At 58.4% G+C, this 14261-nt stretch carries 14 protein-coding genes; 12 read left to right on the forward strand and 2 right to left on the reverse strand.

Translation table 11 applies throughout. The features are described from left to right. Positions 1-46 precede the first annotated feature (46 nt). From WCY31_RS04840 to WCY31_RS04880, 9 genes are all read left to right on the forward strand, one after another. Positions 47-1135 (forward strand): radical SAM protein, encoded by a 1089-nt coding sequence (locus tag WCY31_RS04840; RefSeq protein WP_345973400.1) that lies wholly within the window; start codon positions 47-49, stop codon positions 1133-1135. A gap of 68 nt (positions 1136-1203) precedes the next feature. Further along, a complete protein-coding gene (locus WCY31_RS04845) occupies positions 1204-1740 on the forward strand; it encodes a YbhB/YbcL family Raf kinase inhibitor-like protein (RefSeq protein WP_345973401.1) in 537 nt (178 codons plus the stop codon). A gap of 1 nt (position 1741) precedes the next feature. After that, positions 1742-2356 (forward strand): DUF2238 domain-containing protein, encoded by a 615-nt coding sequence (locus tag WCY31_RS04850; protein WP_345973402.1) that lies wholly within the window; start codon positions 1742-1744, stop codon positions 2354-2356. Next, entirely contained in the window at positions 2357-3295 is a 939-nt protein-coding gene (locus tag WCY31_RS04855; RefSeq protein ID WP_345973403.1) for a sensor domain-containing diguanylate cyclase, read from the forward strand. Between the two features lie 37 nt (positions 3296-3332). Next, the gene (locus WCY31_RS04860; RefSeq protein ID WP_345973405.1) at positions 3333-3689 is read left to right on the forward strand and encodes a hypothetical protein; all 357 of its coding nucleotides are present in this window, start codon (positions 3333-3335) and stop codon (positions 3687-3689) included. Between the two features lie 160 nt (positions 3690-3849). Further along, positions 3850-4473, forward strand: coding sequence for a type III pantothenate kinase (locus WCY31_RS04865; RefSeq protein ID WP_345973407.1), 624 nt, complete (start codon positions 3850-3852; stop codon positions 4471-4473). Continuing rightward, the gene (gene hisG, locus WCY31_RS04870) at positions 4467-5084 is read left to right on the forward strand and encodes an ATP phosphoribosyltransferase (protein ID WP_231020948.1); all 618 of its coding nucleotides are present in this window, start codon (positions 4467-4469) and stop codon (positions 5082-5084) included. Before WCY31_RS04865 ends, hisG begins: the two co-directional genes overlap by 7 nt. After that, positions 5074-5754, forward strand: a complete 681-nt coding sequence (locus WCY31_RS04875; RefSeq protein WP_345973408.1) for a class I SAM-dependent methyltransferase — start codon at positions 5074-5076, stop codon at positions 5752-5754. Before hisG ends, WCY31_RS04875 begins: the two co-directional genes overlap by 11 nt. Before the next feature lie 44 nt (positions 5755-5798). Then, on the forward strand, positions 5799-6995 hold the full coding sequence (locus WCY31_RS04880) for a hypothetical protein (protein WP_345973410.1): 1197 nt from the start codon (positions 5799-5801) through the stop codon (positions 6993-6995). Here the strand turns inward: WCY31_RS04880 and WCY31_RS04885 are convergent. Then, positions 6977-7807, reverse strand: a complete 831-nt coding sequence (locus WCY31_RS04885) for an iron-binding protein (protein ID WP_345973411.1) — start codon at positions 7805-7807, stop codon at positions 6977-6979. The genes WCY31_RS04880 and WCY31_RS04885 overlap by 19 nt on opposite strands. Beyond that, a complete protein-coding gene (locus WCY31_RS04890) occupies positions 7804-8235 on the reverse strand; it encodes an iron-sulfur cluster assembly scaffold protein (RefSeq protein WP_345971156.1) in 432 nt (143 codons plus the stop codon). The genes WCY31_RS04885 and WCY31_RS04890 overlap by 4 nt, the downstream gene beginning before the upstream one ends. A gap of 163 nt (positions 8236-8398) precedes the next feature. Between WCY31_RS04890 and WCY31_RS04895 the strand changes: the two genes are divergently transcribed. From WCY31_RS04895 to WCY31_RS04905, 3 genes are read left to right on the forward strand one after another with little or no spacing between them, the layout of a single operon-like run. Then, positions 8399-10087 carry a YgiQ family radical SAM protein gene (locus WCY31_RS04895; RefSeq protein ID WP_428837501.1) on the forward strand — a complete coding sequence of 563 codons (1689 nt, stop codon included), beginning with the start codon at positions 8399-8401 and terminating at the stop codon, positions 10085-10087. A 12-nt stretch (positions 10088-10099) separates the two neighbouring features. Next, on the forward strand, positions 10100-11626 hold the full coding sequence (locus tag WCY31_RS04900; protein WP_345971158.1) for a sensor histidine kinase: 1527 nt from the start codon (positions 10100-10102) through the stop codon (positions 11624-11626). A gap of 10 nt (positions 11627-11636) precedes the next feature. Continuing rightward, positions 11637-14240, forward strand: coding sequence for an ATP-binding protein (locus tag WCY31_RS04905; RefSeq protein WP_345973412.1), 2604 nt, complete (start codon positions 11637-11639; stop codon positions 14238-14240). The last annotated feature ends 21 nt before the right edge of the window (positions 14241-14261 follow it).

A 14261-nucleotide genomic window follows, 5' to 3' on the forward strand; every position in this document is an offset into this window, starting at 1 on the left:
CGTTCGTCAATGCTGCCGCTGCTCTCCCGCGGCGGCGGATGCTTTTATGATCGCTTCCGTAATTCTAAAACTGACCGAAACGTGCAATCTCGACTGCACCTACTGTTATATGTTCAATTCCGAAGACAAGACCTACACGCGTGTCCCGAAGTTCATGCCCCTCGAGACAGGCCTGAAGGCGCTTGATCGTATCGCCGATTATCTCGGAGAGCATCCCGAGCGGCGCATACGCCTGGTCCTGCACGGCGGTGAACCCTCGTTGTGGCCGGAAGCCTCCATGACCCCTTTTCTGGCAGCAGCCGGTGCGCTGCGGCGGGAGACGAAGCGGCTGGGCATCGGCCTGCAGACGAATCTCTACGACTACGATGCGGCGCTGCTCAAACGGATCGCGGCAGCGGGCGGTTCCATCGGGGTAAGCCTGGACGGGCCGGCAGCCTATAACGACCGGCGCCGCGTGACAAAAGGAGGCGGCGGCAGCTACGCGCGGGTCGCGGAGAACCTGAAACGGCTGGAATCAGACGGGCTGCTCCCCTTTTTCGGCGGGGTCCTGAGCGTGGCGGACCCCGACATCCCGCCCGCGGACTATTTAGCCTGGATCAAGACGCTGCCGAAAAAGCGGGTGAGCGTACTTTGGCCCATCCACTACAACTACGACGCGCCGCCGAATCGGGATTACGGGGCGTGGTACGCCGAGCTTTTCCGGTTGTGGGCCGAGGCGGACGACCCTTCGATTGATATCCGCATCTTCCGCGACGCGATCAAGCGCATGCTGGGCTCTTCACACCACGGCGATGGTGTCGGGGGCGAAAGGCTCAACAGCGTCATCGTCAACAGCGACGGGCAGTATGAACGCCATGACTACCTGCGCTACTTTGCCGACGGCGCGGTACGGACGGACTTCAACGTCCGCGAGCACGGGCTGGAGACGGCTGCGCAGGATCCGGTCATCCGCCGCTGCGCCGATCTGCGCGAAACGCTGCCGCCGGAGTGCGTCGCCTGCGGACACTACGAGGTCTGCGGCGGGGGCTTCGTTGCGAACCGCCTCGGCGGGGAGGGCGTGGATTTTTCGCGCAAATCGGTGATGTGCGGGGATCACCAGCGCTTCTTTGACACGGTCCGTTCCTACCTCGGCTGAGCGGGGCAGAGGGTCCGTTTTAGTAGTGTATAATGGGTGACGTTCGATTTACGCTCAAAGGAGTCATCATGAAAGCAGTGATGAGTGTTCTGCTGGTTGCCGCCGCATGGCTGCATGCCGGAAATTTTACGCTGACAAGCAGCGATCTTCAGGGACAGCTGACCATGAAGGAGGTCTTTAACGGCTTCGGGTGCAGCGGTGAAAACGTTTCGCCGGCGCTGCAGTGGGCGAACGCGCCCAAGGAGACGAAGAGTTTTGCCGTGACCGTGTATGATCCGGATGCGCCGACGGGCAGCGGCTGGTGGCACTGGGTCGTCTTCAACCTGCCCGCAACGGTGACCGCTCTGCCTTCCGGTGCCGGGAACGGTGCCAAAGGCCTGATGCCCAAAGCAGCCGTACAGAGCATGACGAGCTTCGGACAGGCGGGCTTCGGCGGAGCCTGCCCTCCGGTCGGTGACCGTCCGCACCGCTATGTCTTCACCGTTTACGCCCTCGATGTCGCGGCCCTCGACCTGGACGTCTCGGCAATGCCGGCGCTGGTGGGGTACATGCTCAACGCCCATGCCATTGCAAAGGCGTCACTGATGGCGTACTACGGCCGCTAGCATGGGACGCGGCGCGCTCCTTGCGTGGACCGTGATCTTTGCCGGGACTCTGCTCTGGTCCGGAATCGCACCGAAAGACCGCCTGACCTGGGTGCTCGAAGTCGCCCCCGCGGTCATCGGTTTTGTCGTCCTGGCCGTGACCTACCGCCGTTTCCCCCTGACGCCGCTGCTCTACTGGCTGATCCTGCTCCACAGCATCATATTAATGATCGGCGGCCACTACACCTATGCCGAAGTGCCGTTTTTCGACGGGTTGCTTGAGAGCAGCCGCAACAACTACGACAAGGTCGGCCATTTTGCCCAGGGGTTCGTACCGGCGCTGATCGCGCGGGAAGTGACGATCCGCCTGGATGTGATCCGCGGGGAGGGGTGGCGCTTCTTTTTCATCGTCAGCTTCTGCCTGGGGCTCAGCGCCTTTTACGAGCTCATCGAATGGTGGGTCGCGCTGCTCAGCGAGGAGGCCGCAGAGGCGTTCTTGGGGACACAGGGGTATGTCTGGGATACGCAGTCGGATATGGGGTACGCCCTGTTCGGCGCCCTCGCCGCGCTCCTGATGCTGCGCCGATGGCATGACCGGCAATTGCGCCAGCATGCCCCTGTCAGGGGAAGGGAGTGAATGATGGTCGACGCTGCACGGTTGCATACGCAGGTTTTCAACTCCATTGATGAGCAGATCGCGGTCATCGACCGCAGCGGAACGATTATCGACGTTAATGCCGCCTGGAAGGCTTTCGGAGCGGCAAACGGGATCATCGAAACGTTTGCTTGCGTCGGAAGTAACTATCTTCAGGTTGTGGAGGCGTCGGTTCTTTCCGGCGATGCCCTGGCCGTTGAGGTCTCGGCGGGCATCCTGGATGTCCTTCAGGGAGAGCGGGCCGATTTCAGGTATGAGTACCCCTGCCACAGTCCGGAGAAGAAGCGCTGGTTCATGATGCACGTCAAGCCACTGGAAGGAAGTGGAAACGCGATCTTCGTCATCACGCATCACGACATTACGCAGCGGCACCTGGCGGAGGAACACGCGGCCTTCCTCTCCCGGCATGACCCGTTGACGGGCCTGGCGAACCGCCGGCACTTTAACGAATTCGTTCAGGAAGCGCTCCAGCGGGGTGCACGGAACGGCGCTTCCGTGACCTTGCTGGAATTGGATCTGGATAATTTCAAATCGTTCAATGATGCGCTCGGCCATCCTGCGGGAGATGACTGTCTGGTCAAAGTGGCCGAAGTACTGCATGAACATACCCGCAGAGCGGACGACCTGGCGGCGCGTTTGGGCGGGGACGAATTTGCCGTCGTTTTAGGTGGGAACGACATGGAAATACACCAGGAGACTGCCGCGTCGATTCGCAGGGAAATCGAGGCGCTCGGGCTTGCGTTCGACGCCGGAAAACGACGGGTGACGACAAGCATCGGCGGTGTTTCCTCGCTTCCGGGACCTGGAGAAAAGGTCGAGACGCTGCTCGCCGCAGCGGACAGGATGCTCTACCGCGCCAAGGCGCAGGGTCGCAACCGCGTGGTCTTCGAACCGTTGCCGCAGGGATCTTCAGGGGAGTGACACTGCCCGGCATCGATTCGTGCGCTATAATTGCACTATGAAAATGCTCCACTACGAAGAGACACGCACCATGTTCAAACCCATCATCGACCGCCTCAATGCCAAAGGACTGATCTACAAAAACCTTGATGAGGTCCAGCCGAAGGCACTGGGGATCCGCAACCGTATCCGTCTCTTCAGTGCGACGGACCGCCAGGGGTATTACACGGCGATCTTCGTCGTCGCCCAGAAGAGCCGGGTCGTGATGAAAGACGTGGAGAAACTCGACGTCATCCTGCGCAAGCTGGAACTGTACGCGGACCACGCGTTCAAACACCGGGTCCTGATGATCGACGCGCCGCTCTGTTCCAAGGCCGAAGCCGCCTTTAGACAACAAGGCTGGAAACTTATTTAATGCTACGCTGCAGGAGCAAAGCCCCTGCAACTACGTTGACACTGTGTTCGTGTTGTCCTCGGGCTAAACGCCCTGCGGAATTACGCTACGCTAAATCGGCAGCGGGCCCTTGCGCCCTTGGCGCTTTATTCGCCCCATTAAGTTAAGGTGGAATCTAACAATGCTTTTATGTGATATCGGCAACACCTCTTTCCACTTCTACGACGATACGCAGGGGCGTGATTACCGGGAAGATGCCGCTGCATTCGATCCCGCCGGCGTGACGCTCCCCGTCTACTACATCAACGTCAATGCCTCGCTCCAGTCCCGTTTGGAGATGCTGGAGAACTGGACCGACCTGCGCCCCTGTATCAATTGGCATGACTACTATGCGACGATGGGCATCGACCGTGTTGCAGCCTGTGAAGCGGTGGAAGAGGGGGTCATTGTCGATGCCGGCAGCGCTATCACGGTCGACGTTGTGCGCGGCGGGCGTTTTCAGGGGGGATTCATCTACCCGGGGGTGTCGGCGCTCGCGGAGACCTACCACCGCATCTCTCCGCGCCTGGACAGCTCATTCAATTTTGATATGCAATTGGATAAAATGCCGAAAAATACGCGGGATGCGATCAGTTACGGTGCCCTGGGCCTTTTGGCCAAAGAGGTGTCCGGTTACGGCCTGCCGGTCTACCTCACCGGCGGGGACGCATCTCTGCTCATGCCGCTGTTCAGCACGCCGAACTATGAGCCGCTGCTGCTGTTCTCGGGCATGAAAAAGATCATTCAAAAGGCTGGACTATGTTGACCGTCGCGCTGCCGAAGGGCAGAATCGCCAAAGAGACCCTCGAGATTTTCGAGACGATTTTCGGAGAGACGTTCGCTTTCGACGACCGCAAGCTGATTCTCGATACGCCGAACTTCCGTTTTCTGCTGGTACGCAACCAGGACGTGGCGACTTATGTCTACCACCAGGCGGCCGATATCGGCGTCGTGGGGCTTGATACCCTCGAAGAACAGGGGCTCGACGTGATTCGCCTGCTGGACCTTGGCCGCGGCTACTGCCGCGTCGCTATCGGGATGAAGCAGGGCGAGAAGCTCGACCTCACCAAGCCGGAGATCAAGGTCGCGACGAAGATGGTCAACATCACTAAACGCTACTTCGCCGAGCGCGCCGTCGCCGCCGACGTCATCAAGCTCTACGGCTCCATCGAACTCGCCCCGCTGGTCGGGCTGGCGGATATGATCGTCGATATCGTCGAGACGGGAACGACGATGAAACAGAACGGCCTGGAGGTCGTCGAGGAGATCATGGAGTCGACGACGCACCTGATCGCCAACAAAAACAGCTACTTTGAGAAAAAAGCGGAGATCCTCGACATCTACGAAAAGATCAACAAGGTCGTCAGTGAGTCTTGACCTCTACGCGAAGGCCGAACACCTCCTCGGCATAGAGGAGTCGACCGAACGGCTGCACGATCTTTACCTGAATACCCTGCAAAACTACCCGGCAAAATCGCTGCTTGATATCGGCTGCGGCCGCGGTGCTTTGATGCAGAAAGCGCAGGAGATGGGCCTGGCATGCACGGGCATCGACCAGAGCGAAGTGATGGTGGAGGCCGCCGCGGCCAAAGGGCTTGATGTGTCGCGCAAGGGGATCTGCGAAGTCGAAGGGAGCTACGACGCCGCCGTTGCCGTTTTCGATGTGCTCAATTTCCTCGACAAGGACGGGCTTTTCGTTTTCCTTCAGTGCGTGGCGCAGCGGCTCAACCCGGGCGGGGTCTTCATCGCCGACATCAATACCCTTCACGGCTTCACGGATGTCGCGGAAGGGACGATGACGAACGAGGACGAGGAGCACTTCCTGGCCGTCGACGCCTATTTCGAAGCCGAAGAGCTGCATACGCAGTTCACCCTCTTTACGAAAACGTCGCCGGAGTGCTACGCCAAGGAGCAGTCGGAGATCGTGCAGTGGTTCCACCCCCTCAAACGGTTCCGAAACGTCCCGAACCTCAAACTGACCCACTACAAGAATATCTCGCTCTACGATACGAACGACAAGATGCTGCTGGTATTTAAAGCGCTTTAAAATATCCGTTCGTGAAAACGGCGCTGTAATGTTATACTCTAGGCATGAAAAAGCCGGGGCCCGTTTACCTTTTTTTTCTCTTCCTCTTAGCGGTGTCCCTGTCGGCACAGGTGGAACCGCCCGCCTTTCCCTCCGTCTTTGACGGTCCCGTTCCCGAATGCAACTGCAGCGCACTGGTGAATGAGGTTAATGTGCATCGCGCGCTCAACGTGACGGACTGGAAGATGTATCTGCTGGAGGAACAGGGGTGGTTCGAGAGCAGCATGGAGTATATCGACGCATTTCATGCGGATGTGACGCAGAAGGTGCATGTCTTTTCGGCCAATGCCGATCAGAAGTTGTCCAGCTGGGGCGGGCGCGAAACGAAAAAAAAACGCCGAAGGGTTCCCCGGGACGGCAATGCCAGTGAAGGGCTCTCAGACTACTTTGACGAGCTCTTCCATGACGACACCTATTTGTACAAGGGAGAAAGGAGCTATCTGATCCTGCGCGGCGGGGCCGAGTACAACAAGGAGGAGGGGTGGAAGTTTCTCAACAACATCCGCTTCGCGATGAAACTGCCCCATACCCAGGAGCAGCTGCAGATCTTTGTCGGTGACCCGCTGGCGGACAAGGACAAGGATGTCATCTCCGAAAACGGCCAGATCAACGAAACGACGGGGGTGGGGGCGCGCTATTTCCTGCCGGATTTTCTGCGGGACGTCAAAGCGAGCGTTTCCGCCGGTTTCCGGGGCTTGACCAATCCCTTCACGCAGGGGCGCATCGAATACCGCATGAACTTCTATGACTGGCTGATCCGGCCGGTACAGTATGTGGATTACTCCGTCAAGAGACTGTTTTACGAAGAGACCGACCTCTATTTCGACCGTCGTATCTCCAAAGAGGAGCTGGTGCGTCTGCAGCTGCAGCGCTCAACCGAGACGGAAAGAGAGGGCATGGCGTACATGACGTCGCTCTCCTATTTTAACAGTCTCGGCTTCAGGGCGGGATTCCGTACTTTTGTGTCGGCGTCGGGGCGGACGGTGGTTGACAACCCCCAGAGCGCCGACACGAACGTCACCACAGTCGAAATGACCCCGGGCATCTACAGGTACAGCATCGGTCTCGGCTGGAAACAGGCGTTTGCGCGGCGATGGATCTTTTACGAGATCATCCCCCGCATCGACTACGACATGCAGTACGACTGGCAGCCGAATTACGTCTGCCAGTTCTGGCTGGAGCTCTATTTCGGCGATACCTGAGCCAACAGTTTTTTCATCAGTTCGATGTGGTAGCTCTCCTGGAAGTTGATAAAGTCGAAAAAGGCGGAGAGCTCCTCATCCCTGACCGCTTCGGCGAGGGAGCGGCACTGTTCTTTGGCATTCTCCTCCTCGGCGATGCCGTTGCGGATAAAGGCATCGAGATCGTCGATCTTGTAGGTCCGTTCATCCAGGGGACGGGGCAGGGCGAGGATCCCCATCTGCGCCATCATGTTCCCGAAGGACTTCAGGTGGAACTGCGACTCGTCGATCAGGTCCTGGTAGATGTCGCGCTCGAGCAGGTTGCCGCTTTCGTTCTGCATATAGGCGTAGATGAGGATCAGCTCGTACTCTTTGTAGGACTCCTCGAACAAAAAGAGGGTCAGCGCGTCGGTCTGGGGCTGGTCGAGGGATTTGCCCGGCAGGGTGCGGTGGCGGTCGAAGGCGGTCACGGGGGCGTTGGTGTCGGGACGTTCCTGCAGGGCCTCCAGTCTTGCGATGAGGTATTCGTCGTCGGTAACCATGCGTGACGAGAGCACTGAAGCCGGGTAGAGGGCCATGGTCGCCTCGACGGCCCCAGTGAGGGCTTTCAACGCTTCAAACGTGTCGGCGGGTCGACCAAGGTCGACGTCGCGGTCGTAGGTGTATGCGGTTCCCTTTTCCGCCAGGGCGCGCGCGATCCAGCGCAGATGCCGGAAGGCGATCTGGGCATGGTCGTAGAGCTCGGACTTGACCGCCTCGTCTTCGAGCATGAAGGAGGTAAAGAGGATTTTAAGCCAGAGGGCGTGTTTATGCCCGAAAACGTCCGCTGTCACTTCGTCTCCTCCGTGGCGCAGCTGCTGGCAATGGGGAGCCGGTGCAGCTCCTCCTCCCCGCCCTGAGACCGGTGTGACAGGTTCTGCAGGGCGGCGTTGAACGCCGTCAGAACGAGCTCCGAGCAGGCCCGCTGCTTTTCGGGGGCGTCGGCGACCTTCTCCTCCATCTTGTGCATGATCGCGGTGGCTTCGTCGATGCCCGCGCCTTTGACCATTTCGGTAAAGACGGAACCGAGCACGACCGTGTCCTGACAGCCGTTGGTCGCAAAGGCGATCTCGTTGACCCCAGCGGTGTCCTTGCCCAGGTACAGGATGACATACTCGCCGCTTCGTTCGTCGTAGCCTATGCCGACCCCGCCCGGGTCATCCAGTTTGCCGTAGTTTTTCGGCGCCATCATATGTTCGATGATCTCGTCGCTCAGTTCCATTTCCACCCCTCTGTGTACTTCTTGTGATATTATTCTAACCTTAATATGCTTGAAGGAGCGCACTGAGCGCTACCGCTGCGAAGGAGATGCCCTGAGTCGCCGCAAACCCGTCAAAGATAACGGTTTTACCGCCAAAGATTTTCTTGTCACGACCCCCGAAGAGATGCAGCGCCGCGGCTGGGAACAGCTTGATGTCATCCTCGTCAGCGGGGACGCCTATATTGATTCGCCCTTTATCGGCGTGGCGATGGTGGGGCGCATTCTTGAGCGCGAAGGGTACCGTGTCGGCATCATCGGCCAGCCGGACATCGAGAGCGCCGAAGAGATCAGCCGCCTCGGGGAGCCCCGGCTCTTCTGGGGGGTGAGCGGCGGAAGCGTCGACTCGATGGTCTCCAACTATACGGCGACGAAGAAGTTCCGCAACAGCGACGACTATACTCCCGGCGGCAAAAACAACAAGCGTCCCGACCGCGCGACCCTGGTCTATACGAACCTGATCCGCCGCCATTTCAAACATACGGCACCGATCGTTCTGGGCGGAATCGAAGCGAGCCTGCGCCGCATCACCCACTACGACTACTGGAGCAACAAGCTGCGCAAACCGATCCTCTTTGACGCCAAGGCGGACTATCTCATTTACGGGATGGGGGAGATCGCCCTGCTGGACCTGACGCATGCTCTGGAAAAGGGCGAAAGTCCGACGACGGTACGCGGGGTCTGTCATATCTCCAAAACGCCGGAGCCCGATTACATTCAGCTCCCTTCCCACGCCGAGTGTCTGAAGGAGAAGGAGCGCTACATCGATATGTTCCAGTACTTCTACGACAACAACGACCCCATCTCCGCCAAGGGGCTCTGCGAGGAGGTCGACGGCCGCTACCTGATCCAGAATCCGCCCTGCGACTACCTCAGCGAGCCGGAGATGGACGGCCTCTCCGCCATGCCCTTTACGCGGGAGCTGCACCCCTATCACAGGCAAGAGGGTGAGGTGAAGTGCCTGGAGACGATCAAATTCTCCATCATGACCCACCAGGGGTGCTGGGGCGAATGCAACTTCTGCGCCATCGGCGTGCACCAGGGGCGCACCATCCGTACCCGCTCGGAGGCCTCCATCGTCGGCGAGGCAAAGGCCTTTACCGCGTACAATGATTTCAAGGGGATCATCTCCGACGTCGGGGGGCCGACGGCGAACATGTACGGCTACGAGTGTAACAAAAAGCTCAAACTCGGCACCTGTGACCACCAGCGCTGCGTCGATTCGCGCCACCTCTGCTCCTCCATGAAGGTGGACCATTCGCGCAACATCAACCTGCTGCGCCAGGTGCGGGCTGTGCCGGGGATCAAGAAGGCCTTTGTCGCTTCGGGCATCCGCTACGACCTGATCAACGAGGACAAACAACACGGCTACGACTACCTGAAAGAGCTGGTACGCCACCATATTTCCGGGCAGATGAAGGTGGCACCGGAGCACACACAGCAGCACGTTCTCGACCTGATGGGCAAGCCGGGCAAGCAGACGCTGATCGATTTTAAAAAGCTTTATGATAAACTAAACGCAGATGAGGGAAAAAAGCAGTTTTTGACGTACTATCTTATTGCAGCACACCCGGGCTGTACGGAAGCGGACATGCATGAGCTGAAGCGCTTCACGTCCGAAGAGCTCAAGATGAATCCGGAACAGGCGCAGGTGTTTACGCCGACGCCGGGGACGTGGTCATCGGTGATGTATTATACGGAGATGGATCCGGAGACCCGGAAAAAGATCTTTGTCGAAAAAGATACGCGCCGCAAAGAGAAGCAAAAAGAGATCGTCGTTAAAAAACAGCAGTTCAGGAGCGGTTTCGCCAGTTAAAGGAGCAGACAATTGGCACTGTTTGGAAAGCTATTTAAGAAAAAAGAGCCCTCGAGGCCGGAAGTTGTCCCGGTCGAGGCGGTCGAATTGCAAGACGCCCCGTTCAACCTCAACGATACGTTGCGCGATGTCGCGAATATCCTCTCCCTTGATGCGCAGGAGAAGCGCATCTCCATCGTTTACCGGATGAAAAAGAATGTCCCTTCCGCGGTCATCGGAGACCGCTACAAGCTTTCCCGTCTACTGAGCGACATCATCGGGAATGCGATCGATTTTACCGATAAGCGCGAAGATGTCGTCGTCCAGATCAGCCGGAACGAAAGCAATGACGAGGCGCTGGAGCTCCATTTCGAGGTGATCGATTACGGGGTCGGGATGGACGAGACGATCGTCGAAGAGAACCTGATGCCGATGCTGACCAGCGACACCCCGGCCGCGGCGTTTGAGATCCGCGGCAGCGGGCTGCAGCGCGCCCGTGACATCGTGCACGCGATGCAGGGCAGCATCCGTCTGAGCAGCCGGCCGAAGAAAGGGACGCGAGTCAATTTCCATCTGCTCCTTTCCGCCGAAAACCTCAAGGAAAAACGCCACTACCGTCTGCCGAATAAAGAAGGCGTCGGGCGCAAGACCCTGGTCGTCGACAACGATATCGGCAGTGCGAAGGCCGTGGTGCCGATGCTGGAATACTTCCGTCACGACGTGAGCGTCGGCAATGTGGCGGACCTGGCCTTCATGGAGTCGTACGATATCGTCATGGTCTCCTCCGAATACTGGAGCGACGAACTCTATGCGGATATCCAGAAGCTGGGGGACGCATGCCCGAAGATCGTGATGATCGAAAGTATGATCAACCACCAGGAGGTCGAGGAGCGCGCCCTCGAGTACGTCGACTGGCTCATCTATAAGCCCTTCACCCAGCAGTTCGTCTTCGAGATGCTGGTGGCGCTCTACTCCGATGCGCTGAGCACGGCTCCAGAGGAGCCGGAGGCCGCGGCGCCGGAAACACCTGCCGTCGAGGAGGCCGTCAAGGAAGAGGCGCGCCCCGAGCCGCACGTTCCGGAAGAGGTCGCTCCGGCAGCCGATACGGCAAAAGCGAAAGCCGTTTCAGCGGTGGAGGCCTTCCTCAACGGGACGGTCATGGCCGGCGAGCAGAATGAGCGCAGCGTCTATTGCAAATCTGCCCACCAGTTTTTTGTGGCGGCGGACGGATTGGCCCACTGCGGCAATGACTATACGGCCTTTGTCGAAAAACTCAAAGAGGCGATCTGGAAGTATGTCAAGGCCGACCGCGTGATCATGGGGATGATCGGGCAGGGGCAGCTCGGGGAGGCGGCGGAGTACTGCGTCAAGATGAAGCAGTCCCTTGCCGAACTCGGTGTGTATAAACTCGCCTGCCTCGCCGATCTGCTTGAGGCGGCGTGCCGGGAGCGGAATGCGGAGGAGATAGAGGCATTGACGAATGCCATCGGATTTATTCTCAAACAGACGATTTCGTCCCTCGATCAGTTCATCGAACAGTCGAAATACAAAATCCGTTAGGGGGTGGCGGATGCAATATTATAAACTGATCATAACCGCGCTTGTCGCCATGGCGTCATTGGCATTGATGGCGGCGGAACCCTATATGAATATTGTGGTTGCCGCGGGCAACAGCAAAGCGGAGATGGACATCTATGTCCATACCCTGAAGCGGAAATTTGCCGAAGATCCCGCCATCGCCGAAGCACAGGCCAAAGAGCATTTCGAGGTTGTCAGTCGACGGTCGGGGCGTCACTACATCACCAGTGTCGAGCCGCTCCGCGACAGCGAGGTCGTCTCCAGGGTGCTGGAAAAGGTACAGCGTTCTTTCCCGGACGCCTATGTCTATACCCACCGCGGCGATGAAGTGCCTGCAGCCGAACCCGAGCCGAAGGTAGAGGTGAAAACGATCTATGTTCCCGCCGAACCGGAGATCAAAACAGTCTATATCCCTGCCGCACCGGAGGTCAAAACCATCTATGTCGACAGGCCTTCGAAAGGGATCCCGTCCGAAAAGATCCTGATTGCGCTGGTGATCCTCGGAGCGCTCTTGCTGCTGCTGATCCTTTTCGCCCTCTATCAGAAGCAGAAGCTGTCAAAAATAAGCCGCGTACTCAAAAAAGAGCACGAAGAGCTCGAGCAGATGCTCGAGCACCAAGAAGATATCATGGTCAACGTCGGCGAGAAGATCCGGCAGCCGGCCAAGGAGATCAACACCAGCAGCGAGAAGATCCTTCAGACGCAGCTCGACCCGGAACAGAGCCGTGAACTGGAGAAGATCAAGCATTCCGATGAACTGCTCCTGGACATCACGAATGACCTGATCGACTTCCTGAACCTCAAGTCCGACAAGGTCAAGCTGCGGCATGAACTGTTCAATATCAACAACGTTCTCGACGAGATGGCAGGTACGGTCAGTAGCCGTGCACGGGGCCGCGGGGTCGAATTCATCTTCGACATCGAGAAGGGCGTACCGGCCAAGTTCATCGGGGATTCGCTGCGCCTGGGGCAGGTGCTTACCAACCTGATGAGCAACGCTATGAAGTTCACCGAAGCCGGGGAGGTGAAGCTCCATATCCGGCGTCTGCCGGACAAGGGCGGGAAGGTGATGCTGGAGTTTATCATCTCCGACACGGGCATCGGTATTGATCCGAAACGTTTCAATGATATCTTCGAACCCTTCTCCTCAGCCAACGATCTCAAAGAGACGGGCCTGGGGCTCTACATCTCCCGTGCGCTGATTGGGATGATGGGCGGTGCCATCGAGATCAAAAGCGTCATAAGCAAAGGGAGCGATTTCATTCTGACGATCCCGCTGGAAGTGCCGGACGTCAACGAAAAACGCCACTACCGTCTCCCGGCCAAGGCCTTCACGGGACACAGTTTCGTGATCGTCGAGGTGCAGCCGACGGCGGCGGATGCGCTCAAAAAGATGCTGGAGTACTTTAAAAACGACGTCAGTGTCCGATCGCTGGGGGCGATCAGAAACAAGAGTGATATTCTCTTTGAGAGCGAGGTCGTTATCATCGCCGAAGACGCCTTTACGCCGGACGTCCAGGCCCTGATAAAGCGGGTCAAGAGCGAAACGGACAACAAGGTCGTTCTGGCGGGAAGCATGATGAACGAGCCCCACGACGTCTCGGGACTCAAATCCCTGATTGATGCACGCATCATGAAGCCGCTGAACCTTCAGCGTATCTACGACCTGATCGTTGACCTGTTCGAAGACAGTATCAAAGAGGTCGATACCGAGGGCGTGACGCCGCGGCACACGTCGCCCAAAGCGATCACCGAGCAGCACTATGAGGATGTCCCGGAAACGCCGAATATCACGAAGCAGAGCTTCAGTGCCTTTGCGGGGGCGTCGGTACTGATTGTCGAAGACAACCTGATCAACCAGAAGGTGCTGCTGAGCCTCTTCAACGGCAGCGGCATCCGGGTCACCATGGCCAGCGACGGCGTCGAAGCCCTTGAAGCGGTGCAGGACCCGAAAAACCGTTTCGACCTCGTGCTGATGGATATTAACATGCCGGTCATGGACGGCTACGAAGCGACGCGCCACATCCGTTCGGACGCGCAGTACGACGATATGCCGATCGTCTCGCTGACCGGTCTGGGACTGCCCGAGGAGATCGCGAAGATGTACGCGCTCGGGATGAACGCGCATCTGACCAAGCCGGTGCAGGTCGGGCGGCTCTATACAGTGTTCAGCCGCTTTGTCAAGGCGGTCGCTCCGGCCGCCAAGACGCCGGCCCGCACGGCAACGTCGCCGCTGAAGGGGACCACCTTCGCCAATACGGAAGTACTCGCGGCCAAGGACGGTCTGATGCGCGCCAGCGGCGATGCGGAGCTTTACGGCGAGATCCTCGAGGAGTACGTCACGCTGTACGCCAGTGCGGACCAGACGCTGGAAGTCTTTATCAAGACGGGGAACTTCGATGCCGCCAAGAAACTGGCGCACGATATCAAAGGCGTCAGCGCCAATATCGGCGCGACCCACATGGTACAGGTCAGCGAGGCCCTCAATGTCGGCCTGTCGCGTAACCTGGAGAACAGTAAACTGCTCGCGCTCAAAAGCGATTTCGACCGCCACCTGCATGATGTATTGAAAGAGGCGAGAAAGTACCTGCCGTAACGGCGGATTTAGTAATCATTC

The organism is Sulfurimonas sp. HSL3-1, assembly GCF_039645995.1.
In the GTDB taxonomy this organism is placed as follows: domain Bacteria; phylum Campylobacterota; class Campylobacteria; order Campylobacterales; family Sulfurimonadaceae; genus Thiomicrolovo; species Thiomicrolovo diazotrophicus.